This is a genomic window from Actinomadura violacea, assembly GCF_017573465.1.
Classification (GTDB): domain Bacteria; phylum Actinomycetota; class Actinomycetes; order Streptosporangiales; family Streptosporangiaceae; genus Spirillospora; species Spirillospora violacea.
This window is the reverse complement of sequence record NZ_JAGEPF010000026.1, coordinates 1-23,775: the sequence shown is the minus strand read 5'-3', so window position 1 is coordinate 23,775 and position 23,775 is coordinate 1. Positions and strand designations below refer to the sequence as shown.

Genomic DNA, 23,775 nt, shown 5'->3' with positions numbered 1-23,775 from the left:
CCGAAAGCCCCCCGCCGGGACAACCGGAAAGAGGTGCCCATGACCACCCTCGAACACCCGGCCGCCCCCGAACCCCGAGCCGCGATCGACCGCCTCTGGAAGCGCGACCTCGACCGCTACCCCGAAACCGGCCCCCGCGTGTGGTACCTCGCGGTGGTCGTCCTCGCCACGATCGTCCTGTACTGCGAGCAGTACGTGACCGGCGGCGTGGCGCCGCTCGTGCTCGCCCACTTCGAGATGTCGTTCCTCTTCTACGTCAACGCGCTGGTCGTCGGGGGCCTGGTCGGCGCGTTCGGCGCGCTCGCCGCCGGGCTCTGCGACAAGTGGGGGCGGGCGAACCTGGTCGCCTACGGGCTCGGCGTCACGGGGGTGCTGACGCTGCTCGTCCCCTCGATGCCGAACAAGTGGGCGTTCGTCGTCCTGCTCACGGTCATCGGGATGGTCGAGGGCGTGATCCTGGTGGCCACGCCCGCGCTGGTCCGGGACTTCTCCCCGCAGATCGGCCGCGCGTCCGCGATGGGCTTCTGGACGCTCGGCCCCGTCGTGGCGAGCCTCATCGTCAGCTTCGTCGCGAACCGGACGCTGGAGCGGCTCGACGACAGCTGGGCCAGCCAGTACTACATCATGGGCGCCTTCGGGCTCGTCGTGTTCGCCATCGCGCTCGCCGGCCTGCGGGAGCTGAACCCGGGCCTGCGCAGTCAGGTCATGGTCAGCGCCGAGGACCGCGCGAAGGTGGAGGCGCGCGCGGCGCAGGCCGAGGCGAGCGCCGACCTCGGCCGGCCGTGGGCGCAGATGCTGAAGTTCGACATCCTCGCCCCCGCCGCCGGGATCTCGATCTTCCTGATCATCTACTACACCGCGGTCGGGTTCTTCACCATCTACCTGACCACCACGTTCGGGTTCTCCACGTCCCGCGCCAACGGGATCAACACCTGGTACTGGGCGATGGACGCGATCGCGCTGGTCGTCGTCGGGCTCGTGTCCGACCGGCTGCGGGTGCGCAAGCCGTTCATGGCGGGCGGCACCGTCCTCGCGGTGGTCATGACGTACGTGTTCCTGACCCGCGCCACCCATCCGCACACGAGCTTCGGCGCGCTCGCGACGATCGTCAGCCTGCTGGCGGTCGGCCTCGCCATCGCGTACGCGCCGTGGATGGCGGCGTTCACCGAGACGATCGAGCGGCGCAACCCGGCGCTGATGGCGCACGGGCTGGCCGTCTGGGGCTGGACGACCCGGATCGCCGTCGCCGGTTCCATCTTCGTGCTGCAGTACGTGGTGAGCAGCGCGAACACCCTGGTCAGCGCACCCGAGAAGCTCGCGGAGGCCAAGGCGGCGAAGGAGGCCGGGCATGCCCCGTCGGCGGCGCTGATGCAGCACCTCGCCGACATCAAGCAGGCGGCCGCGGACGCGCCGCACCAGTGGCAGCACTGGTGGTGGGTGTGCATCGTCGCGCAGCTGCTGTTCTTCGCGCTGATGCTGCCGCTCGCCGGGCGGTGGAGCCCGCGCGCCGCGAAGGCCGACCTGGAGGCGGCCGAGGCCGAGAAGTAGGAGGTTCTGAGGCGGCGTCCCGCGGGCCGACGGTCCGCGGGACGGCCGTCAGTGGCGGGCGTGGGCGCGGGACCACAGGGCCGTCCAGCCGCCCGCGCCCAGCCAGGACGCGGGGACGCGCAGCCCGTGCGCGGCCGTCGCGTCCCAGAAGGCGCCGGTGTCCGCGCCGAGCTCGGCGGCGCCGGGCAGCGCGCGCTGCCACGGGCCGTCCTCGTCCTTCAGGGTGGACGCCGGGTAGCCGGGAACGTGGATCTTGCGCGGCGGGACGACGGTCGCGAGCGGGATCTCCGGCGCGGCGCAGGTCACCAGGACGGCCAGCGCGCACAGCAGCGGCCCGGCCGGCCGGTGCGCGACGGCGCGGGAGACGGCCGGGTCGTCCTGCAGCGCCAGCCGCCCGATCGCCGCGCGGACGCGGCGTCCGGCAAGGTCGAGCGCGTACGGGTCGGCGATCGCGGGCAGCCGGACGAGCCGGCGCAGCGTCTTCGGCAGCGGCGGTTCGCCGAGCAGCAGCGGCAGCTGGTCGTAGCGCTCGCGCAGCGCCGGGTCCAGGCCGTCGAGCGCGGCGGCGAGCGGCCGCGCCGCCGTCGCGTCCCACAACCGGGCGAGCGGCACCGCCCCGGTGTCGAGCGCGCGGCGGACGGCGGCGGTGAGCTGCGCGGATCCGAGGCGCCGCAGCCGGATCGGCGCCGCATCCGGCGGGGTCGCGGCGACCGCGGCGAACACGTCCAGGGCCGGGGCGCCGGAGACGTCCCACGCCGCGCGGGCGAGGTCGCCGAGCGCCGGTCCGACCTCCTCGACCAGGCGCGGTGCGGCGGGCCGCCGCGCCGCGCGGGCGGGCGGGACCTCCTCCGGCGCCGGCGCCTCGGCCGGCCGGGCGCCGGGGATCGTGCCCACCCACGCGCGGACCCGGCGCTCCAGCTCCTCGCCGGGCGCCGCGTTGAACCGCGCCGCGATCTCCGAGACCCGCCAGCCGCGCGCCTGCGGGCGGAGCGGGCTGATCTCCGCGTTCGCGACGAGCACGCCGTTCTCGCGGTAGAAGCCGAGCAGCGCGATCTCGCCCTTGCGGGCGTCCTCGATGTACCAGTATCCGGCGATGCAGTTGCCCATGTAGTCCGACCATTCGGCCAGGTCGCGCGCGCTGCGGGCGACCCGCACCCGGACCCCCGCGCCGGGCACGGCCGACCCGTCGGCGGCGGCCACGGCCGGCGGCACCGCGAACTCGCCGGTCAGCGCCTCGCTGATCGCCGTCCCCGCGGTCAGCCCTTCGGCGAACGCGGCCCAGGTGCGGGCGCCCTTCGGCGGGGCGCCGCCGAGCGCGACGATCTGCGCCGCGCCGCACACGGCGAGCGTCACCGAGTCGAGCCGCGGCGTGAGCGGCTCCGGGTCGGCGGGCGGCGGGTCGTGGTCGAACCAGGGCGCGCCGGTGCCGTCCACCGAACGCGCCGCGTCGTGGCCGTGCAGCCGGGCGAGCGCGTCGATCAGGTCGACGTACCAGAGCAGGTCGCCGTTCAGCTCCTCGCGGTCGCGCAGCGGTTCGCGGTCGCCGAGGAGCGGGCCGGTCCACGGCGCGATGCCGTCCCACCCGGCGGGCGTCCGGCCCGCGCCGTACCCGGCCACCGAGCGCCATTCACGCAGGTGGGACTCGGTCCCGCCCCAGGCGCGCAGCACGTCGTCGCGCTGCCCGACCATCCGTTCCATCACCGTCTCGGCGGTCTCGATGACCAGGAGGGCGAACTCCCGCGCGCGCGTCAGCCGCGGCTTGACGAAGCCGATGAGCCGCGCGTCGACCGGCCTCCCGGCGGACAGCCTGCCGTGGATCTCGCCCACGTGGACGCTTGGCCGGGCGGGCAGCCCGCCGTCGCGGCGGCGGCCGTCGCTCCACGCGGGGCACCGGGCGACGACGGCCTCGATGAGCGGCGCGAAGCGCGCCAGGCCCTCCTCGTAGCCGTGGTCGGCGACCGCGACGGCGGTCCGCAGCAGCGCGGTCGCGGCGATCGCGTCGTCCAGCAACCGGGCGAGCTGGCCGTGCCAGTAATGGTCGGGCGGGGTCCACCGCGCCGCGTCGGCGAGGGTCGGCTCGTCCAGGCACAGCGCGGCCTTCAGATGCCGGACGACCAGCTCGTCCTCGTAGCGGGCGCGGAGTTCGCGCAGGTCGGACAGGCGGTCGCGGCGGCCCTGCGTGGCCAGCCGGCGGGCGCGGCGGCCGCGCCGGTCGCGCTCGCCGAGGACCCGCCCCCACAGGTCGAGGAGCAGGTCGAGGCGGCGCGGGCGCGGCACCCCCTCGAACACCTGGCGCAGGTACCCGGCGAGCAGGGACGGCGCCGCCGGGACGAGGGCGTCGGGACCGTCCAGGTCGAGGACGCGTTCCAGCTGCTCGGGGCCGAGGACGTCGCTCGCGGCGGACGCCAGGTGCAGCGCGGCCCACCGGCCGTCCCCGGCCGCCTTCGCCGCCGCCGCGCCCACCCGCCGGGTGACCGCCGGGCCGAACAGCGCGACGAGGAACCCGGCGCGGTCCCCCAGCCGTCCCGCGTTCTCCAGGCCGAGCGCCCGCAGCGCGGCGAGCACCGCGTCGCGCTGGTCGCCGCGCGCGCCGTCCAGCCGGGCGGACCGGAACCCGCCGCCGAGGTCGACGCCCGCACCGGCGGCGGTCGCCCCGCCCGCCTCGACCAGCGCGGACAGCCGCGCGAGCGCGCGCCGGACGTCCTCGCCGGCGGCGTCCGCGGGGCCCAGCGCGACGGCCGCGCCGGGCTGCGCGGACGAGGCGCCGGCGACCCGCTCCGGACCGGCCGGACGCGCGATCCACGCGGCCAGGTCCGAGGCCACCACGCCGCCCGCGAGCCGAACTTTCACGCCGGTGATTCTGCTCGCCCCGGCCTGGCCGCGTCGACCCGGTTTCGCCCGTTTCCGGGGTCAGGGCCGGTACGGGACGGCGAACAGCGCGGCGAGCAGCGCGGCGCAGCGGGACAGGTCGGCGGCCTGGACGTGCTCGTCGGCGGCGTGCGCGCCGCGCCCGCGCGGGCCGAGGCCGTCGAGCGTCGGCAGGCCGCGCGAGCCGGGCAGGTTCGCATCGCCCGCGCCCGCCGCCGGACGGCCCCGCACGTCCCGCCCGAGCGCGGCGCCGAGCCCCGCCAGGTGCGCCAGCAGCGGGTTGGCGGGGTCGTCCTGCCAGGTCGGCCGGGACGTCAGCACCTCCGCCTCGACCCGCGCGCCGTCCCGGGCGGGGCGGGCGCCGGCGAGCACGTCCAGCATCCGGCGCTCGGATCCGGCGTCGGTAAAGCGGAGGCCGATCTCCGCCCAAGCGTCCCCGGCGATCACGTTGGCGCGGCTGCCGCCCTCGATCCGGCCGATGTTGAACAGGGTGGTGCCGTCGTCCGGGACGGCGGCGCGGACGGCGGCGAGCTGGTCGAGCAGCTCGTCGATCGCGGACACGCCGCGGCCCGGGTCGAGGGCGGCGTGCGCCTCGCGGCCGCGGACCCGCAGCGCGACGCGGGTGCTGCCGCGGCGCGCGGACTTCAGCGCGCCGTCGGGGTGGGGCGACTCCAGCCCGATGACGGCGGCGGCGCCGTCCATCTCGGCCTCGACGAGGTCGCGGCCGGTGGGGCTGCCGACCTCCTCGTCGGCGACGACGACCGCGCGGACGGGCGCGGGGACGGCGATCCCGGCGGCGTCGAGGGCTTGGAACGCGGTCTCCAGGGCGACGAGGCCGCCCTTCATGTCGAACACGCCGGGGCCGGTGATCGTGGTGCCGTCGTCGGTGTAGGGCATGTCGGCGAGGCGGCCGACCGGCCAGACGGTGTCGTAGTGGCCGACGACGAGCAGGTGCCCGGGGCCGTCCGGGCCCCACGAGGCGACCAGGTGGTCACCGCTCGGGGACGGCACCCGCCGCACCCGGCCGCCGGCGGCGGCCTGCCCGGCCTCGACCAGGTCGGCGCAGCGGGCCAGGGCCGCCGCGTCGCCGCTCGGCGACTCGGCGAGCGCGTACTCGCGCAGGCGGGCGCGGGCAGGATCCAGCAGGGCGGCGGCGGCCTCGCTGATGCGGGTCGCGGCATCGGGGTCGAGCGCGGTCATGTCCCTCCAGGTCCCGGAAGATCATCGACGAACATACGAATCGTATAACCGTCACGATCACGACGATATTTGACGCTGACAAGGCGTGATGCTACAACGAGGACATAGATCTACAACATATCTAGGTCAGGACATGTGCTGACAGTTAGCGATGCGATGCCTGTGAGATCCCCGGCCGTGCACGTGCGGCCCCTGTCCGGGCCCGCGGAGATGCGCGCCGCGGTCGCCCTCTACCGCGAGGTCTTCCGGCTCGGCGACACCGACCCCGCGGTCAGCCCCCGGCTGCTCATCTCCCTCGCGCACAACGGCGGCTCCGTCGTCGGCGCGTTCGACGGCGGCGACCTCGTCGGGTTCGCCTACGGCTTCGGCGGCGTCGACCCCGCCGGCCGCGTCTACCACTACTCCCAGATGGCCGCCGTCCGCGACGACCAGCAGGGCCGCGGCGTCGGCCGCGCCCTCAAGCTCGGCCAGCGCGAGCAGGTGCTCACCACCGGCGTCACCGCGATGCGCTGGTCGTTCGACCCCGTCCGCACCCGCAACGCGCACTTCAACCTCGACGTCCTCGGCGCCGTCGCCCGCTGGTTCGAGCCGAACCTGCTCGGCATCGAGGACGTCGGCCGGGACCGCGGCATGCGCACCGACCGGCTCATCGTCGAATGGGACCTGACCGCCGCCCTCCCCACCGCGCGCGACCGGGCACCCGCGCCGCCGCCCGTCCCCTGGGGTGAGACCGCCCGCGACGGCGACGCCGTCCTGTTCGGCCTGCCCAGCGACTGGGACGCCCACGTCGCCGCCGGCCGCGAGGAGTCCATCGCGCTCCGCGAACGGGTCGCGGACGCCCTGGGCCGCCTCGTCGCCGACGGCTACGCGGCCGTCTCGTGCGCGGTCGCCTCCCCCGGCACCGCCGTCTACCGGTTCGTCCCCGACCCGCAGGAGAAGCACTGATGCCCGCCGTCGCCGCCGTCGAGGCGTTCCGGCTGAGCCTGCCGCTCGTCCACACCTTCCAGACCAGCTCGCACCGCAAGTCGCACCTGGAGCACATCGTCGTCCGGGTGACGGGCGCCGACGGCGCGTCCGGCTGGGGCGAGATCGCCTCGCCGAGCGACCCGTACTACTGCCCCGAGACCGTCGACACCTGCTGGATGATGCTGCGCCGCTACCTCGCGCCCGCGCTCGTCGGCACCGAGTGGGAGCACCCGTCCGAGGCCGGGCGCGCCTGGGCGAGGATCCGCGGCCACCACTTCGCCAAGGCCGGCCTCGACATCGCCTGCTGGGACCTGTGGACGCGCGCGTCCGGCAGCCCGCTCGCCGCCGCGCTCGGCGGCACCCGCGACCGCATCGCCGCCGGCGTCAGCCTCGGCATCGAGCCGACCGTCGACGACCTGCTCGCGCAGGTCGGGCGGCACGTCGCGGACGGCTACCGGCGCATCAAGCTGAAGATCGCGCCCGGCTGGGACGTCGCGCCGACCCGCGCCGTCCGGGAGGCGCACCCCGACCTCGCCGTCCAGGTCGACGCCAACGGCGTCTACCCCGAGTCGCTCGAGGCGCTCGCCACCATGCGCGAGCTGGACGAGCTCGGCCTGCTGCTCATCGAGCAGCCGTTCGCGCCCGGCGCCCTCGCCGCGCACGCCCGCCTCGCCGCCACGATCGGCACGCCCGTCTGCCTGGACGAGTCCGTGGACGACCTCGACCAGCTCGACACGGCGATCGCCCTCGGCGCCGGGAGCATCCTGAACGTCAAGGTGTCCCGGATGGGCGGCCTCACGGCGGCGCGGGAGGCGCACGACCGCGCCGTCGCGGCCGGCTGGAAGGTGTGGTGCGGCGGCATGCACGAGTTCGGCGTGGGCCGCGCCGCGAACGTCGCGATCGCGTCGCTGCCGGGCTTCGACCTGCCGAGCGACGTGTCGGGCTCCGACAAGTACTACGCGCACGACATCGTGGCCCCGCCCATCCGCGCGACGGACGGCATGGTCCCGGTCCCGTCCGCGCCCGGCCTCGGCCACGAGGTAGACGAGTCCCTCATCCGGAGCCAGGCCACCGACACCTTCCACACCTCACGTTGACTTGCGGCGTGTCGTCCTTAAAAGCAGCGCCATAAGGACGACACGCCGCAACTCAACGGTTACGGGGCGGGGACGGGTGGGGTGGGGGGTGTAAGGCCGGTCGCGGCGTAGACGGCGCGGCCGGTGTCGGCGATGAGGGTGGCGGCCTCGGCCTCGCTCTCGATGCCCTCCGTCATGGCGACGAGGACGATCGGGTCGCGGTCCTGCAGCAGGACGATCCCGGCGTCGTGGCAGACGGCCGCCAGCTCGCCCGTCTTGTGCGCCATCGTCGCGCCGGCGGGCAGATGGCGCGGCAGGCGCTCGTTGTAGTGCTGGCGGGCCAGCACGTCGAGCGCGAACGCGGTCGACGCCTCGCCGAGCAGCTCGCCCCTGACCAGGCCGGTCAGCAGCGCCGCGACGTCGGCCGGGGTCGTGACGTTCTCGTCGCCGCGCGCGCGGGCCGCCGCGTCCATCATCACGCGGCCGAGCTCGGTGCCGTGCAGGCCGTGGCGGGCGCACCAGGCGTTCACCGCGTCCCTGCCGACCAGGCCGATCAGCAGGTTCGTCGCGGTGTTGTCGCTGACGATGATCATCAGGATGAGCAGGTCGCGGACGCTGAACTCCGCCGCGTCCGCGAGGTCCTTGATGATGCCGCTGCCGGGGACGCGGGCGTCCGGCGGGGCCGGCAGCCGGTCGTCGAGCGACCGGCCGCCGGCCTCGGCCTCCGCCAGCACGGTCGCCATGACCGCCAGCTTGATCACCGACGCGGAGGTGAAGCGGCGGTCCGCGTTCACCTCCGCGCGCTCGCCGGTGCCGAGGTCGTGCGCGACGACGCCGAGCGTCCCGCCGAGGCGGCCGGCCCGCCGTACCAGTCCGTCGAGTTCGTCGTCGCGCATGTCAGACCTCCGGGAGCAGTTTTTCCCGAGGGGGGACGACCCCCCGCACCCCCCCGGGCCGACTTCGTCGGAATTAGAGCAGAATCGCGAACAGAACGAGGAATCCCGCGGTGTTCGCGACCATGATGGCCCAGCCGTTGAACAGCATCATCCGCAGATCGCTGGAGCGGGCGAGGCCCATCTGCCCCATCATGTCCGCGGTCGGGTACGGGCCGAGCTGGTCGATCTGCGCGGTGCCGAGCAGCGACACCGCCCACGCCGCCGGCGGCACGCCCAAAGACGTCACCAGCGGCCCGAACAGCTTGTTGATCAGGACGACCTGGGCGACTGCCGCGCCGGGCACCGCGTGCACGTACCCGAGCAGGACCACCAGCAGCAGGAACACGTACGGGCCGACGTCGGGCATGACGCCCTTGAGGTGGTCGAAGATCGTGTCGAACGCGCCGGTCTTCTGCACCAGGGTCAGCAGCGGGTCCAGCAGCCAGAACAGCATGAACAGCCAGATCAGCCGGGCCGCGCCCGCGTAGACGGCCTCCGCCGTCCCCTTCGCGCCGAGCCCGCCGGCCAGGCCGGTCGCGGCGGCGGTGACCACCATGACGACCAGCGCGTAGGAGTAGCCCGCCTTGACCCACACGCCGTACACGGCGAGCGCGACGAGCACGCCGATGAAGGCGAGCGCCGCCCACTGCCCGCGCTTGTCCGGCGGGGCGTCCGCGTCGTCGTCCTGCGCGGCGTCCTCCGGCGCGTACTCCTGGTCGGTGTGCTTCTGGATCCAGCGGGCCATGAAGAACCCGGTCACGATGGTGATCGCGCCGACCGGCAGGCCGGCGTGCAGCAGGTAGTCGCCGTACGACAGCTTCGCCGCGGCGGTGATCGTCACGACCGGCGGGGTGAACGGGCCGAGCATCAGCCCGGCCGCGCCCGCCGCGTGGAACATCGCCGCGACCGCCGGCGGCCGCCAGCCCATCCGCGCCGCGATCGGGATGACGATCGGCGCGATGATCGCGTTGCCGCCCGCGAGGGTGCCGAGCGCGCCCACGATGACCAGCGACGACACCATCACGCCGAGCTGGACGCGGGTCGGCGTGCTGAGCCCGATGCGGCCCATCACCGTCCGGACGAGGGTCTGCGCGGCGCCGGTCTCCTGCGCGACGTGGCCGAGGCCCGCGCCGAGCAGGATGATCAAGCCGATCACCGCGACCAGCGAGCCCATGGACGTGGCGAGCTGTTCACCCAGGGGGACGGGGGCGGTCCTGGTCATGATCGCGGCGACGATGACCGCGCCGATGGTGGCCAGCACGACGTCCACGCCGAGCAGTGCCAGCACCGCGTACATGATGATGGGGACGAGGCCCCAGAGGCCGGCCTTGCCGCCTGCGACGGCCAGCACGATGCCCGCGACGACGCAGACCGCGAAGCAGGCCACCGAGGTGAGCTGCCTGCGGTCCAGCCGTCCGCCGAGCGAGATGGCGCTGCTCAATCGCGCTCCTGTTCAACGGGGATCCCGGGGGGATCCGGTAAACGACGTGCTCAGCCGGCACGGCGCAGCACGCGTCCGGGACGCGCGCCGGTGGCCGTGCCGTCGCGCAGCACGGGGACGCCGCGCACGAGCACGTGCCGCACACCCGTGGCGAGCCGCCACGGGTCTGCGAAGTCGGAGTTGTCGACCACCGCGCCGGGGTCGAACACGGCGAGGTCGGCGACGCGGCCGGGCCGGATCTCGCCGCGGTCGGCGAGCCCGAGGCGGGCGGCCGGGAGGGAGGTCATCTTCCGGACGGCCTCGGGCAGCGACAGCAGCCGGTCCTGCCGGACGTAGCGGCCGAGGACGCGCGCGAACGTGCCGAAGCTGCGCGGGTGGGGGCGGCCGTCGCCGGACGCCGCGAGCGTCCAGCCGTCGCTGGCGACGCTGACCAGCGGGTGCGCGAGGACGGCGGACACGTCGGCGGCCGACATCGCGTGGTTGACGATCGAGACGGTCGCGTTGTGCGCGGCGAGCAGTTCGAGCGCCGCCTCCGCCGGGTCGGTGCCGATCTCGGCGCCGATCTCGGCGAGGCTGCGTCCGGTGAACCGGGAGTAGGGGCCGTCGGGCAGTTCGGCGACGACGACGCCGGCGGGGTCGATGTCGTGGCCGAAGCGGGCGCGCAGCCCGGTCGCGATGCGGGACCGGGTGGAGCGTTCCATCAGCCGTTCGAGCAGCCGCGCGGCGCCGCCGTCCATCGCCCAGCCCGGCAACCGGGACGTCAGCGTCGTGGACGAGGCGGTGTAGGGGTACACGTCGGCGGTCACGTCCACGCCCTCGGCGCGGGCCGCCTCGATCTTCGCGAGCGCCTCGTGCACCGCGCCGTGGTTGGCCGGGCCCATCGCCTTCAGGTGCGAGATCTCCAGCCGCACCCCGGACCGGCGCGCCGCGTCCAGCGCCTCGCCGACCGACGCGAGCAGCTCGTTGCTCTCGTTGCGCATGTGCGTGGAGTAGAGCAGCCCGTGCCGGGCGGCCTCGGCGGCGAGCGCGGCGACCTCCGCGGACGACGCGTACGACCCGGGCGCGTAGATCAGCCCGGTGGAGAACCCGAACGCGCCCTGCTCGGCGGCGGCCGCCAGCAGCGACCGCATCGCCGCCAGCTCATCGGGGGTGGCGGGCCGCTCGTCCGGGCCCATCACCAGGGTGCGCAGCGCCTGGTGCCCGACCTGCGTCGCCATGTTGATCGCGGGCCGGTCCGCGTCGACGGCGCGGGCGTAGCCGTCCAGGTCCGTCCACTGGAAGTCGACGCCGGACGCCAGGAACCCGGCGGCGCCGCGCAGCTCCTCCGCCGCCGCGACCGGGAACGGCGAGAACCCGCAGTTGCCGCCGAGCAGCGTCGTCACGCCCTGGTGGACGGCCGTGTCGGCCGACGGGTGCTCCTGAACGGTGAAGTCCGCGTGCGAGTGCAGGTCGATGAAGCCGGGCGCGACGACCAGTCCGGTGGCGTCCAGTTCAGGGCCCTCGTGCGTCTTGCCGGGCGGGACGACGTCCTGGATCCGGCCCTCGCGCACCACCACGTCGGCGCGCCGCGCGGGCGAGCCGGTGCCGTCCAGCACCTCGCCGCCGGTGATGACGACGTCGTCCGCCTGGTCCGTCGTGTGCCTCATCGCTGCGCGCCCCTCATTCGTCGGAGTAGATCGCCAGCGCGTGGGCGAGGCCCTCGCGCCTGGCCAGCCGCCGCCGCGCGCCCTTCGCGCTGGCCGCGGTGAGCGTGGCCAGCGCGTGCACGACGGCGGAGATCGCGGTCGGGGAGTCGGCGAACGACGCGCTGCCGGTGCCGACCACCACGGTGGTGTGCGCCGCGCCGGCGAGGGGGCTGCCCGCGTCGTCGGTGATCGCCACGACGTGCCCGCCCGCCGCGGCGAACTCGCGCGCCACGACGATGGTGGGCCGGGCGTAGCGGCGGAACGAGAACGCGATGAGCACGTCGGTGGGCCGCACGTCGCTGAGCACGTCGATGGCCCGGACGGCGCCCTCGTCGATCAGGCTGACGCCGGCGAGGCTCGCCGACAGCTCCAGGTGCAGGAGGGTCGCGTGCGCGCGGCTCTTGGCGCTGCCGAGGATGAACCGGCGCCGGGCCGCGACGATCCGTCCGGCGGCCTGCTCCAGCGTCCCGTCGGCCTGCAGCGCGGTCATGGTGCGCTCGAGGTTGGCGCGGTCGGCCTCGACCACCGCGTTCAGCAGCACCGAGGCCGAGGACTGCCGCCGCAGCCGCGCGCCGTAGCGGGCGTCCGGGCTGGTCAGCCGGCGGTTCTCGGCGGCCGCCTCGGCCTGGCGGTCCGCTGCCGGAGGCCGGGGGGACTCCTCGCTCACAGGCCTCTCCCGTCCGTGGATACGTAACCTATGTTGCCGCGCCCCGTTTCTAGCAGTATGGCGCTGCACACGTCAATGATGCTGCTCAATCCAAATCTATGCCGGTCGGGCCGGGAGACCAAAGCCCGCGTCGGCCGCCGCCGATATGGAACGTATCCGACCCATCCCGGGCGATCGGGGCGACACGTGTGCTAGCATCGCTAGAACTTCTGCTATTGCTCTTGAATCTGCCACCGAGCGCGCGAAGGAGGTGTCGCCGTGAACCTTGAACTTTTCTGGAGAAGTTGACGAACTTAGCGGCGTTTCTCCTGGATCGGTCTAGCCTGTCGGGATGATCCCGCCATTAGGTGTTTCCACCACCACGGCGCGTCTCGGATGGCTGGACGTGCTGCGCGGGTGGGCGGCACTGGCGGTGGCCCTGCACCACGCGAGCTACGTGTACCTGCCGCACGTGCGGATCGCGCTGCAGGGCTGGTTCGACCCGGGAACCTACGGCGTCCTCGTGTTCTTCCTGGTCAGCGGCTACATCGTGCCGGCATCGCTGGAACGGCGGGAGAGCGTCCGCGGGTTCTGGATCGGCCGTTTCTTCCGCATCTACCCACTGCTCGCGGTGACGTGCCTCCTCGCGGTGCTGCCGTTCCTGCTCGGCGTGCGGGGCCTGCGCGCCGGCCTGGAGCACTACCACCCGGCGACCGCGATCCTCGCGCACCTGACGATGATGCAGGACCTGCTCGCGGTCCCGAACGCGATGAACGTGCTGTGGACGCTGTCGTACGAGATGGCCTTCTACCTGCTGGTCGTGGCGCTGTTCGTGATCCGCGCGCACCGCCGGTCGGCGCCGGTCTCCGTCGGGCTGACCGCCGCGGCGCTGGCGGCGGGCGGGCTGCTGCCGACCTGGCTGCTGTCGGGGCTGCTGTCCCGGACGGCCGGCGTCGGCGCCGTCGTCGCGGTCTGCTCCGCCGCGCTCGTCGCGGCGATCGCGGCGGCGGTGTCCGGGCGCGCTGCGGCGCGGGTCGCGGGCGGGCTGCTCGGCGGGCTGCTCGCAGCCGTCCTGGTGGCGCTGAACGGCCGGGTCGGCGTGTGGCAGGGCCTGGCGATGATGGCGCTGATGTTCGCGGGGACCGCCGTCCACCGCGCCGAGCACGGGCAGATCCCGCGCTGGTCCGGCGGCGCCGCCGCCGTGCTGGTGCCGGCCGGCGCGCTCGCCGCGGGCGTCTGGAACCTGCACGGCGACTGGCACGCCCAGCTCGTCTGGGCGGGGACGGTGCTGGCGGCGGTGGCGACGTTCGGGGCGGGCTGGCTGCTGCGGCACCGCGGCTTCCCGCGCTGGGCGACGGGCCTCGGCACCGCGAGCTTCTCGATCTACCTGCTGCACCCGCTGCTGCTGATGGTGGCGGCGCAGTTCCTCGGTCAGTCCGGCCGCGAGGACGTGCTCGGCATGCTGGTCTTCCTGGTGGTGCTGCTGGCCGCCGGCTGGGCGTCGCAGCGCTGGATCGAGGCGCCCGCGCAGCGGCTCGGCCGCCGACTCGCGCGCCGCGCCCCGTCCAAGGCCGCCGAACGCCCCGTCCTGGTGTCCTAGACGGCTCCGGACCCTCGACGGCCCGCGCCGGCGGCGAGGCGCCCGCTTCGCCCGGGGGCGGGTCGCGCGTCCGCTATGGCCGGGGGTACAAGTGACCGGTGGGCGGTCGAGAAAGTGCGCGGGGTCCCCAGCCATGGGGCGCGATGGTCATGGCGACGGGCATCGTCGCGGTGGCGCTGGACCTCGCCGGGTTCACCTGGGCGACGCGCGTACTCCTGACGGTCACGGCCGCGCTGTGGGCGGTGATGGCGGTGGCGTTCGCGCTGCGGCTGCGCGGCGGGCGGGACAAGCGGCGCGCGGAGGAGTGCAAGCCCGTCACGCTGACCAGCATCGCGGGCAGCGGGGTGCTCGGCGTCGGCCTGCTGCTGTTCCGCCACGAGGCGGCGGCCGAGGGGCTGCTCGCGCTGATGGCGGTGGCCTGGCTGCTGCTGTTGCCGCAGGTCGTCCGGCATCTGCAGCGGCGGCTGCCGGGCGCGGCGTACCTGGTGACGGTGGCGACGCAGTCGCTGGTGGTGCTGGCGTCGACGCTGGCGAAGCAGCTGCCGGCGCGCTGGCTGGTGTGGCCGGCGGCCGTGCTGCTCGCGCTCGGCCTCGTCCTCTACCTGTTCGTGCTCGGCCGGTTCGACTTCGGGCAGGTGCGGGACGGGGCGGGCGACCACTGGGTGCTGGCGGGCGCGCTGTCGATCTCGGCGCTGGCCTGCGGGAAGCTCGCCGCGGCGGCCGGGCCGCCGGTGCCGCGGCCGCTGGAGGCGCTGATGCTGCTGGTCCTCGCCGTCGCGCTCGCCTGGTACGTCCTGCTGGCCTGGGCGGAGATCAGGACGCCCCGCACGGGCTACGACGGGCGCCGCTGGTCGACGGTGTTCCCCCTCGGCATGACGGCGGCGGCCGCGATGACGGCCGGGACGGTGTCCGGCCTGCACTGGCTCGACGTGCTCGGCCACGTGCTGCTGTGGCCGGCGGTCGCCGCCTGGGCGGTCGTCGCGGTCGGGGCCGTCCGGCATGCCGCCGCCCCGCGCGCCCCGGGCTGAGGCGCCGGGACGGGGGTCAGCGGCGCGTCCGGGGCAGGAACGCGACCAGCGCGGTACCCGCCGCGGTGATGATCGCGGCGATCAGGAACGCGGTCGAGTAGCCGTCCGCGAGGTCGGAGCCGGACCGGGCCGCCGCGGTCGCGAGGATCGTGAGGCCGATCGCGCCGCCGATCGTCCGCGAGGTGTTGACGACGCCCGCGACGGCGCCCGCCTCCGACCGGTCCGCGCCGGCCGTCGACGCCTCCACCAGCGGCGTCATCAGCAGTCCGAACCCGGTCGCCATCACGATGCCGGGGCCGAGGATCGACCCGGCGAACGTCCCGCCCGCGTCCAGCACGGCGCTCTGCCACGCGAACCCCGCCGCGGCCATCAGCCCGCCCCCGGCGGCCAGGATCCGGGCGTCCATCCGCGCCATCAGCGTGGGCGCGAGCTTCGAGCCGAGGATGATGCCCGCGGTGTGCGGCAGGAACGACACCCCGGTCCGGACGGCGCTGTAGTGCAGGACGTTCTGCATGTAGAGCGACAGGAAGTACCAGAGCGCGAACCCCGCCATCGTGCTGACGAGGGTGGCGAGGTTGCCGACCGCGACGCTGCGCAGCCGGAACAGCCGCAGCTGGACGAGGGGCTGCGCCGTCCGAGCCTCGACGGCGACGAACAGCGCCAGCAGGACGAGCCCGGCGAGCAGCGGGACGAGCGAGTCCGCCGACGTCCAGCCGTGGTGCTCGCTCTGCCCGATGCCGAAGGCGAGCAGGCCGACACCGCCGGTGACCAGGACCGCGCCGGGCAGGTCGAGGCGCTGCCGGGCGGCGGCCGCCGCCTCGTCCCGCAGCCACCGGCCCGCGACCACCGCGACGGCAGCGCCGATCGGCACGTTGATCAATAGCACCCAGCGCCAGCTGAGGTAGTCGGTGAGCAGCCCGCCGACGAGCCCGCCGGTGGCGCCGCCGGCGGTGCCGACCGCCGTCCACATCGCGATCGCCCGGGTCCGCGCGGGCCCCTCCGGGAACGTCCCGGTGATCAGCGACAGCGTGACGGGCGCGAGGATCGCGGCGCCGAGCCCCTGCACGGCCCGCGCGCCGATGAGCATCCCGGCGTCCTGCGCGAGCCCGCCCGCGAGGCTGGCCGCGGTGAACAGGCCGAGCCCGGTGATGAACACCCGCTTGCGGCCGAACAGGTCCGCGGCGCGCCCGCCGAGCAGCAGGAACCCGGCGAACGCCAGCGAGTAGGCGTTGACGACCCACTGCAGGCTGGTCGCGCCGAGCCCGAGCCCGGCGCGCATGCCGGGCAGGGCGACGTTGACGACGGAGATGTCCAGGACGACGAGGAACTGGCCGACGGACGCGGCCAGCATCGCGGCCCACGCCGGGGTGCCCCCGGCCCGGCGCTCCCCCGCCTGGACGGCGTCGCTTTCCTTGATCGTGGTCATGGACCCATGCTGGCCGCGGGGCGTGCCGCCGCGCGTCGGCCGCCGGACCCAGACGGCCACGTCCGATCGTCCTAGGACCCCGTCTCGGAGGTGGTCCGCCCGGGCCGGGGGCGGGTCAGTACGGGACGCCGATCTTCCGCCAGCGCCGGCCGCCGGTGCCCGGCTCGGGCGGGGGGCCGGCGCGCCGGTCCCGGTAGACGACGTAGGGCCGCCACAGGTACCACAGCGGGTAGCTCCAGGCGTGCACGAGCCGGCTGAACGGCCACACCGCGAAGATCATCCAGGCGGCGGTGGCGTGCACCTGGTACATCACCGGCGCGTCGCCGATCGCCTTGTAGTCGGGGGTGCCGGCGAACAGGCTGCGGAACCACACCGACACGGTCGTCCGGTAGTCGTAGCCGCTCCCGAACTCCTGCACGCCGAGCGTCAGGTAGATGCCGAGCAGGCTGATGACGCCGAGCAGGATCAGCGCGAGGTAGTCGACGCCGCTGGTGGTGGCGCGGACGCGCGGCACGCCCATCCGGCGGAAGATCAGGATGCCGGCGCCGATCAGCACCCCGATCGCCGCGACCGAGCCCGCGATGCCGGAGAACAGGGTGTACGCCCGCTCCGGGATGCCGAGCCACTCGGTGAACGACCGCGGGATGAGGATGCCGATGACGTGCCCGGCGATCGCGGCGAACGCCGAGTAGTGGAACAGCGGCGCGCCCCATTTCAGCAGCCGCCGCTCCTGCAGCTGCGTCGACCGGCTCGTCCAGCCGAACTGGTCGTAGCGCCAGCGCCAGATGTGCCCGACGACGAAGACGACCATCGCCGCGTAGGGCAGGATCACCCACCACCACAGTTCGAAGCTGCTCACCGCCGTGCCCCCGTTCCGCTGCCGTCGAGGTACTCGGGCGGGGCGAACGGTTCGAGCCCCACCTCCTCCTCGGGTGGTCCCTTCTCCCAGAACCGCCCGACGAGCGCCGTGTCCCGGCGGCCCAGCCTCGGTAGCCGGGCGCACACCGCCGCCACCACGTCCGCGTAGGGGGTGCCCGCCTCGGCGAGCGCGCGGCGCAGCAGCTCCAGGTCGGCGCGGTGCCCGCGCAGCAGCTTCTCGCCGCGCGGGCTGAGCGCCGCGAAGTCCAGGACGAGCGGCAGGTAGTCGGGCAGCTCGTCCTCCGACGGGTCGAACCCGGCGGCGCGGTAGGCGGCCTTGAAGGTCAGCATCGCCATGCCGCGCTTGCGGGTGTCGCCGTACCGGTAGTACGTCAGGTACAGCGCGCAGCGGCGGCGCAGGTCGAACGTCTCGACGTAGTGCTGCGCGACCTCGGTCGGCGGGGTGGCGCGCAGCCAGCCGAGGAAGCGGGCGAAACCGTCCCTGGCCGCGCGCGGCGAGGCGGCCGCGGCGGCGGCGTCGAGGTGGTCGAGCCCGTCGAACAACGCCCGGGTCGGGTACTGGAGCAGCACCGAGGCGAGCTTGTACGGGTCCACGCCGCTGTCGCGGGTCATGAGCCGTCCGCCTCGGGGACCTCGGGGACCTCGGGGAAGAGGTGCGGCGCGTCGCCGCGCCCGTTCCAGCCGAGCAGGTTGAAGCGCGTACGGCCGTCGTCGGCCCGGAACGTGCCGCCGCCGGCGGCGGTGTTCGGGGTCCTGCCGGGATGGAAGCTCTCCACGCTCGGCGGGCCGTTGCCGCCCATGCCGGGGCCGCCCTCGCCGTCCAGGCTGCAGAACAGCTGCTCGTGCTGCGCCATCAGCCGGCCCGCGTCCTCGGCATGCGCCTTCGGGACGACGTAGCGGTCCTCGTACTTGCCGATGGCGATCAGCCGGTACAGGTCGTCGAGCTCGTCGGCGGTCGCGCCGACGGACGCGGGCAGGTCCTCGTCCAGGTCCAGGCCGAGCTGCCCCGCCCGCATCACGGCCCGGACCGCGGCCAGCTTCCGCAGCACGTCCCGGACCGTTTCCGTCTTCCCCGCGGTGAACAGGTTCGCCAGGTACTCGATGGGGATCCGCAGGTCGTCGATGGTGGCGAACACCCTGTCCGGGTCGCCGTGCTCGTACCCGGCGGCGTGCGCGACGTCCGCGACCGGCGACAGCGGCGGGATGTACCAGACCATCGGCAGCGTCCGGTACTCCGGATGCAGCGGCAGCGCCACCCGGTGCCGGACGGCCAGCGCGTACACCGGCGACCGCTGCGCCGCCTCCACCCAGTCCGCCGGGATCCCCGCCTTCGCGGCCTCCGCCTGCACCTCCGGGTCGGACGGGTCCAGGAACACCGACAGCTGCGCCTCGTACAGGTCCTGCTCATCGGGCGTCGCGGCGGCCTCGGTGACCTTGTCGGCGTCGTACAGGAACAGCCCGAGGTAGCGGAGCCGGCCCACGCACGTCTCCGAGCAGATCGTCGGCTGCCCCTCCTCGATGCGCGGGAAGCACAGCGTGCACTTCTCCGCCTTGCCGGTCCGGTGGTTGAAGTACACCTTCTTGTACGGGCAGCCCGACACGCAGAACCGCCAGCCCCGGCAGCGGTCCTCGTCGACCAGCACGATCCCGTCCTCGGACCGCTTGTACATCGCGCCCGACGGGCACGACGCGACGCATGACGGGTTCAGGCAGTGCTCGCAGATCCGCGGCAGGTAGAACATGAACACCTGCTCGAACTCCATCTTGACCCGATCCTCCAGCCCCGCGAGGTTCGGGTCGGACGGCGCCGTCTCGGGCGCGCCCGCCAGGTCGTCGTCCCAGTTGCTGCCCCAGCGCAGCTTCATGTCGCGGCCGGTCAGCGCGGAGATGGAGTGCACGCTCGGGTTCTGCGTGCCGAGCGGCGCGTTCACCACCGTCTGGTAGTCGTAGGTCCACGGGTCGCCGTAGTCGTCGATCGACGGCAGGTTCGGGTTGTAGAAGATCGACAGCAGCTTCAGCAGCCGCCCGCCCGCCTTCAGCTGGAGCCGCCCCTTGCGGTCGAGCGTCCAGCCGCCCTTCCACCGCTCCTGGTCCTCGTACCGCCTCGGGTAGCCGATCCCCGGCTTCGTCTCGACGTTGTTGAAGTACACGTACTCGGTGCCCGGACGGTTCGTCCACGTCTGCTTGCACGTCACCGAGCAGGTGTGGCAGCCGATGCACTTGTCGAGGTTCATCACCATCGCGACCTGCGCCATCGGCCTCATCAGAACCGCACCTCCTGGGACCGCTTGCGGATCACCGCGATCTCGTCGCGCTGGTTGCCGGTCGGGCCGTAGTAGTTGAACGCGAAGCTGAGCTGCGCGTAGCCGCCGATCATGTGGGTCGGCTTGATGACCAGGCGGGTCAGCGAGTTGTCGGAGCCGCCGTGCCAGCCGGAGATCTCCGATCGCGGCGTCATCAGATGACGGTCCTTCGCGTGGTACATGAAGACGGTCCCGCGCGGCATCCGGTGCGTGACGACGGCGCGGCAGGCGACCACCCCGTTGCGGTTGTACGCCTCGATCCAGTCGTTGTCCCGCACGTCGATCCGGGCCGCGTCCTGCGGGCTCATCCAGATCGTCGGGCCGCCGCGGAACAGCCGCAGCATGTGCAGGTTGTCCGCGTACTCCGAATGGATCGACCACTTCGAATGCGGAGTCAGGTACCGGACGGTGACCTCCGGACGGCCCTCCTCGCGCATCCCCAGCTCCTGCGCGAAATGGCGGACATAGCTCAGCGGCGGCCGGTAGGCCGGCAGCGCCTCGCCGTACTCCTGGATCCAGTCGTGGTCGAGGAAGAAGTGCATCCGGCCGGTCAGCGTGTGCCACGGCCGCTTCCGCTCGACGTTCACCGTGAACGGCGAGTACCTGCGCCCGCCCGACTCGCTGCCACTCCATTCCGGGCTGGTGATGACGGCGCGCGGCTGAGTCACGGTGTCACCGAACGAGATGTGCTCCCCGGCACGCTCCTCGGCCAGGTCGACCAGATCCATGCCGGTGCGTTTCTCCAGGTCCTTCCAGGCCTGGACGGCGACGCGCCCGTTCGTCGTGCCCGACAGCGCGAGGATCGCCTCGGCGACGTGCACGTCGCGGGTCAGCGCGGGGCGGCCGTCCGCGATCCCGCCGCGGATGGTGCCGTTGGACTTGCGCAGGTACTCGACGGCGCCCTTCGGCACCCACGTCATGCCCTTCACGGACGTGCCGAGCGTGTCGACCAGCGGGCCGAGCGCCGCCATCTTCGCCGCGACCGCCGTGAAGTCGCGCTCGATCGTCACCAGCTTCGGCATAGTCACGCCGGGCACCGGATCGCACTGGCCCGCCTTCCAGTCCAGCACCCGGCCGCCCGGCTGCGCCAGCTCGTCCGGGGAGTCGTGCATCAGCGGCACCGGCAGCACGTCCGTGCGGGTGCCCAGATGGTCCTCGGCCAGGCGGGAGAAGTCCTCGGCGATCAGCCGGAACGCGTCGAAGTCGGTGCGGGTCTCCCACGGCGGCGCGATCGCCGGATTGAACGAATGCACGAACGGATGCATGTCCGTGCTCGACAGGTCGTGCTTCTCGTACCACGTCGCCGCCGGCAGCACGACGTCCGCGTACGTGCACGAACTCGTCATCCGGAAGTCGATCGTGGTCAGCAGGTCGAGCTTGCCGCGCGGCGCCTCCTCCCGCCACGCCACCTCCGCCGGGCGCAGCTCCGGCGGCGACTCCTCCGCGCGGACCGCGTCGTCCGTCCCCAGCAGGTGCCGCATGAAGTACTCCATGCCCTTGCCGGACGAGCCCAGGACGTTCGCCCGCCAGATCGTCATCACCCGCGGCCAGTTCCACGGCGCGTCCGGATCCTCGCCCGCGAACCGCAGCCGGCCGGACTTCAGCTCGTCCACGATGTGGTCCGCGACCGGACGCCCCGCCGCGGCGGCCTCGTCGGCGAGATCCAGCGGGTTGCGGTCGAAGCCGGGATGGCTCGGCGTCCAGCCGAGGCGGGACGCCTGCGCCAGGCAGTCGGCGAACGTTTTGTCGCGGAACAGGCCGCGGCCGAGCGGCGTCGCCATCTCCTGCGGGCCGAACGTCTCGTACCGCCACTGGTCGGTGTGCAGGTAGAAGAACGACGTGCCGGTCATGTGGCGAGTCGGGCGCTGCCAGTCCAGCGCGAACGCCGTCTGCTGCCAGCCCGTCAGCGGACGCACCTTCTCCTGCCCGACGTAGTGCGCCCAGCCGCCGCCGTTCACGCCCTGGCAGCCGCACAGCATCACCAGCGTCAGGAACGTCCGGTAGATCTCGTCGGAGTGGTACCAGTGGTTCGTCCCGCCGCCCATGGCGATCATCGACCGGCCGCGCGACACCTCCGCGTTGCGGGCGAACTCGCGCGCCACCCGGACGGCGGCGTCGGCCGGGACCGTGGTGATCTCCTCCTGCCAGGCGGGGGTGCCCGGCTGGGACGCGTCGCCGTAGCCGTCCGGCCACTCCCCCGGCAGGCCGTCGCGGCCCACCGCGTACTGCGCCATCAGCAGGTCGAGGACCGTCGTCACCAGCCGTCCGCCGACCCGGCGCACCGGCACCCCGCGCCGGACCACCGCACCGCCCTCGGTCTCGCCGACGTCGAAGCGCGGCAGATCGATCGGCCGTGTCTCCTCGTGGCGGCCGTACAGCGTGAGCAGCGGATCCGTCTCGCCCAGATCGAGGTTCCAGCGGCCCACGCCGGATGGGGTGAACCGGAACCCCAGCGACCCGTTCGGCGCCACCGGCTCACCCGTCTGGGCGTCCAGCAGGACGGGCTTGTGCGCTGCGCCCTCCCCCTCGTCGCCCAGCTCGGCCGCCGTGAGGAACCTTCCCGGGACGACCGCGTCGCCGCGCTCCTCCAGCGTCACCAGGAAAGGCAGATCCGTATAGGTCTTGGTGTACTCGGTGAAATACGGCACCTGCCGATCGCGGAAGAACTCGGACAGCACCACATGGCCCATCGCCATCCCGAGCGCCCCATCGGTGCCCGGCGCCGCGGCCAGCCAGTCATCGGCGAACTTCGTGTGATCGGAGAAGTCGGGCGACACCACGACGACCTTCTGCCCCCGGTACCGGGCCTCCGTCATGAAATGCGCGTCCGGCGTCCGCGTGATCGGCAGATTCGTGCCCCACACGATCAGGTACGACGAGTTCCACCAGTCACCCGACTCCGGAACGTCCGTCTGGTCGCCGAACACCTGAGGCGACGCGACCGGCAGATCCGCGTACCAGTCGTAGAAGGACAGGATCGTCCCGCCGATCATCGACAGGAAACGGGTGCCCGCCGCATACGACACCATCGACATCGCCGGAATCGGCGAGAACCCCACCACCCGGTCCGGGCCGTACTCCTTCACCGTGTGGACGTGCGCGGCCGCGATCAGCTCCGTGACCTCCGCCCACGTCGACCGCACGAACCCGCCCTTGCCGCGCGCCCCCTTGTACAGCGCCGACCGCGCCGGATCACCCGTGATCTCCGCCCACGCCGCCACCGGATCACCGAGCCGCCGCCTCGTCTCCCGCCACATCTCCAGCAGCGGCCCCCGCACATACGGATACCGGACCCGCGACGGCGAATACGTGTACCAGGAGAACGACGCCCCCCGCGGGCAGCCCCGCGGCTCGTACTCCGGAGAGTCCGGGCCGACCGACGGATAATCGGTCTGCTGCGTCTCCCAGGTGATGATGCCGTCCTTGACGTACACCTTCCACGAACACGAGCCCGTGCAGTTCACACCATGGGTCGAGCGGACCTCCCGGTCATGCCGCCACCGCTCCCGATAGAACTCCTCGGCGTTCCGGCCGCCGTGCCGATGCAGCCGCCGATAGTCATCGGACGGTTTCCCCGGGACGAAGAACTGCGCCTGCCGCAGCACCTTCTCGATCGGTTCACCGCCGGGCAGCAGCGGCGCCATCAACTCGTCCCGAGCATGAGGAGCCTGGGTCTCCGGACTCTGCGGATCGTCCCCGCCACCCGATCCGAGCGGTCCGGTTGCCGATGCCATGCGTCCCCCTCGTCCGCCGAGACCCGATGCCGCAGACGCACGCCGACCCCGCCGCGGACGCGCGCATACGGCCGGGTAGCTACCCCGGCCCGAGAACCCTCAACCAACCACCCCGGCCACGGTGCGCGCTGTGTGGCGGCGCGCTGTGGGGGTGCGCGCCAACGGTGCATCTCAAAGCAACGCACCAACGCAGCGCACAAACGCAGTGCGCACCGTGCGTTGCGATGGATTGGGCTCAGCCCGCCGAACCGAGATGCCCTAGCGATGTGCCCATGGGCGCCGGTCAACTGGTGGAACCGGGTAATCGAAGAAAGGGTGTTCGGGTGGTGGGGTGGCGCTGGCGTACGGGGCCGCCCCTCCAAAGTCAAGGGCGCCTTCGGCGTCGCTGCGCGATGGACTTCGTCCACCCTTGACTTTGGAGCCTCTGCGGCCCCTGAGGC

Annotated in this window: 16 protein-coding genes; 5 read left to right on the top strand and 11 right to left on the bottom strand. The window is 73.6% G+C overall.

Annotated elements, in window-relative coordinates:
• The first annotated feature begins 39 nt into the window (after positions 1–39).
• Positions 40–1,548, top strand: a complete 1,509-nt coding sequence (locus tag J4709_RS37025; RefSeq protein ID WP_208248126.1) for an MFS transporter — start codon at positions 40–42, stop codon at positions 1,546–1,548.
• Positions 1,549–1,596: 48 nt separating this feature from the next.
• Here J4709_RS37025 and J4709_RS37020 read toward each other — a convergent pair whose 3' ends face one another.
• On the bottom strand, positions 1,597–4,398 hold the full coding sequence (locus J4709_RS37020; protein WP_208248124.1) for a hypothetical protein: 2,802 nt from the start codon (positions 4,396–4,398) through the stop codon (positions 1,597–1,599).
• Between the two features lie 60 nt (positions 4,399–4,458).
• Positions 4,459–5,616 (bottom strand): M20/M25/M40 family metallo-hydrolase, encoded by a 1,158-nt coding sequence (locus tag J4709_RS37015; protein WP_208248122.1) that lies wholly within the window; start codon positions 5,614–5,616, stop codon positions 4,459–4,461.
• Positions 5,617–5,793: 177 nt separating this feature from the next.
• Between J4709_RS37015 and J4709_RS37010 the strand changes: the two genes are divergently transcribed.
• Both J4709_RS37010 and menC read left to right on the top strand, forming a co-directional pair.
• Entirely contained in the window at positions 5,794–6,561 is a 768-nt protein-coding gene (locus tag J4709_RS37010; RefSeq protein ID WP_208248120.1) for a GNAT family N-acetyltransferase, read from the top strand.
• Complete coding sequence (gene menC, locus J4709_RS37005; protein ID WP_208248118.1) at positions 6,561–7,679, top strand: o-succinylbenzoate synthase; 1,119 nt, start codon at positions 6,561–6,563, stop codon at positions 7,677–7,679. The genes J4709_RS37010 and menC overlap by 1 nt, the downstream gene beginning before the upstream one ends.
• A 59-nt stretch (positions 7,680–7,738) precedes the next feature.
• On the opposite strand, the gene J4709_RS37000 is transcribed toward menC, so the two are convergent.
• The 4 genes from J4709_RS37000 to J4709_RS36985 all read right to left on the bottom strand — a co-directional run bounded on the left by J4709_RS37000 (position 7,739) and on the right by J4709_RS36985 (position 12,386).
• Positions 7,739–8,554, bottom strand: coding sequence for a serine hydrolase (locus J4709_RS37000; RefSeq protein WP_208248116.1), 816 nt, complete (start codon positions 8,552–8,554; stop codon positions 7,739–7,741).
• Positions 8,555–8,627: 73 nt separating this feature from the next.
• Entirely contained in the window at positions 8,628–10,034 is a 1,407-nt protein-coding gene (locus tag J4709_RS36995) for an SLC13 family permease (protein ID WP_208248113.1), read from the bottom strand.
• A gap of 50 nt (positions 10,035–10,084) precedes the next feature.
• Positions 10,085–11,680 carry an N-acyl-D-amino-acid deacylase family protein gene (locus tag J4709_RS36990; protein ID WP_208248111.1) on the bottom strand — a complete coding sequence of 532 codons (1,596 nt, stop codon included), beginning with the start codon at positions 11,678–11,680 and terminating at the stop codon, positions 10,085–10,087.
• Positions 11,681–11,693: 13 nt separating this feature from the next.
• Positions 11,694–12,386: a MurR/RpiR family transcriptional regulator gene (locus J4709_RS36985; protein WP_208248109.1), complete on the bottom strand. Its 693-nt coding sequence runs from the start codon at positions 12,384–12,386 to the stop codon at positions 11,694–11,696.
• 331 nt (positions 12,387–12,717) lie between these two features.
• On the opposite strand from J4709_RS36985, the gene J4709_RS36980 reads away from it, so the two are divergent.
• Entirely contained in the window at positions 12,718–13,965 is a 1,248-nt protein-coding gene (locus J4709_RS36980) for an acyltransferase family protein (protein WP_232384627.1), read from the top strand.
• A 143-nt stretch (positions 13,966–14,108) separates the two neighbouring features.
• A complete protein-coding gene (locus J4709_RS36975) occupies positions 14,109–14,993 on the top strand; it encodes a tellurite resistance/C4-dicarboxylate transporter family protein (protein WP_208248108.1) in 885 nt (294 codons plus the stop codon).
• Positions 14,994–15,009: 16 nt separating this feature from the next.
• Here J4709_RS36975 and J4709_RS36970 read toward each other — a convergent pair whose 3' ends face one another.
• The 5 genes from J4709_RS36970 to J4709_RS36950 all read right to left on the bottom strand — a co-directional run bounded on the left by J4709_RS36970 (position 15,010) and on the right by J4709_RS36950 (position 23,245).
• A complete protein-coding gene (locus J4709_RS36970) occupies positions 15,010–16,419 on the bottom strand; it encodes a DHA2 family efflux MFS transporter permease subunit (protein ID WP_208248106.1) in 1,410 nt (469 codons plus the stop codon).
• Between the two features lie 115 nt (positions 16,420–16,534).
• Entirely contained in the window at positions 16,535–17,278 is a 744-nt protein-coding gene (gene narI / locus J4709_RS36965; RefSeq protein WP_307801870.1) for a respiratory nitrate reductase subunit gamma, read from the bottom strand.
• On the bottom strand, positions 17,275–17,910 hold the full coding sequence (gene narJ, locus J4709_RS36960; protein ID WP_208248104.1) for a nitrate reductase molybdenum cofactor assembly chaperone: 636 nt from the start codon (positions 17,908–17,910) through the stop codon (positions 17,275–17,277). The genes narI and narJ overlap by 4 nt, the downstream gene beginning before the upstream one ends.
• Positions 17,907–19,562, bottom strand: a complete 1,656-nt coding sequence (narH, locus tag J4709_RS36955) for a nitrate reductase subunit beta (RefSeq protein ID WP_208248102.1) — start codon at positions 19,560–19,562, stop codon at positions 17,907–17,909. The genes narJ and narH overlap by 4 nt, the downstream gene beginning before the upstream one ends.
• Positions 19,562–23,245, bottom strand: coding sequence for a nitrate reductase subunit alpha (locus J4709_RS36950; protein ID WP_208248100.1), 3,684 nt, complete (start codon positions 23,243–23,245; stop codon positions 19,562–19,564). Before J4709_RS36950 ends, narH begins: the two co-directional genes overlap by 1 nt.
• Positions 23,246–23,775: the final 530 nt, after the last annotated feature.

What these genes read in the sequence shown, in the direction of transcription:
- J4709_RS36975 (WP_208248108.1), top strand. Translation starts at nt 14,109, where the DNA reads ATGGTCATGGCGACGGGCATCGTCGCGGTGGCGCTGGACCTCGCCGGG.
- J4709_RS37000 (WP_208248116.1), bottom strand. Translation starts at nt 8,554, where the DNA reads ATGCGCGACGACGAACTCGACGGACTGGTACGGCGGGCCGGCCGCCTC.
- J4709_RS36970 (WP_208248106.1), bottom strand. Translation starts at nt 16,419, where the DNA reads ATGACCACGATCAAGGAAAGCGACGCCGTCCAGGCGGGGGAGCGCCGG.
- J4709_RS37015 (WP_208248122.1), bottom strand. Translation starts at nt 5,616, where the DNA reads ATGACCGCGCTCGACCCCGATGCCGCGACCCGCATCAGCGAGGCCGCC.
- J4709_RS36950 (WP_208248100.1), bottom strand. Translation starts at nt 23,245, where the DNA reads ATGGCGCCGCTGCTGCCCGGCGGTGAACCGATCGAGAAGGTGCTGCGG.
- narH (WP_208248102.1), bottom strand. Translation starts at nt 19,562, where the DNA reads ATGAGGCCGATGGCGCAGGTCGCGATGGTGATGAACCTCGACAAGTGC.
- J4709_RS37025 (WP_208248126.1), top strand. Translation starts at nt 40, where the DNA reads ATGACCACCCTCGAACACCCGGCCGCCCCCGAACCCCGAGCCGCGATC.
- J4709_RS36990 (WP_208248111.1), bottom strand. Translation starts at nt 11,680, where the DNA reads ATGAGGCACACGACGGACCAGGCGGACGACGTCGTCATCACCGGCGGC.
- narJ (WP_208248104.1), bottom strand. Translation starts at nt 17,910, where the DNA reads ATGACCCGCGACAGCGGCGTGGACCCGTACAAGCTCGCCTCGGTGCTG.
- menC (WP_208248118.1), top strand. Translation starts at nt 6,561, where the DNA reads ATGCCCGCCGTCGCCGCCGTCGAGGCGTTCCGGCTGAGCCTGCCGCTC.
- J4709_RS36980 (WP_232384627.1), top strand. Translation starts at nt 12,718, where the DNA reads ATGATCCCGCCATTAGGTGTTTCCACCACCACGGCGCGTCTCGGATGG.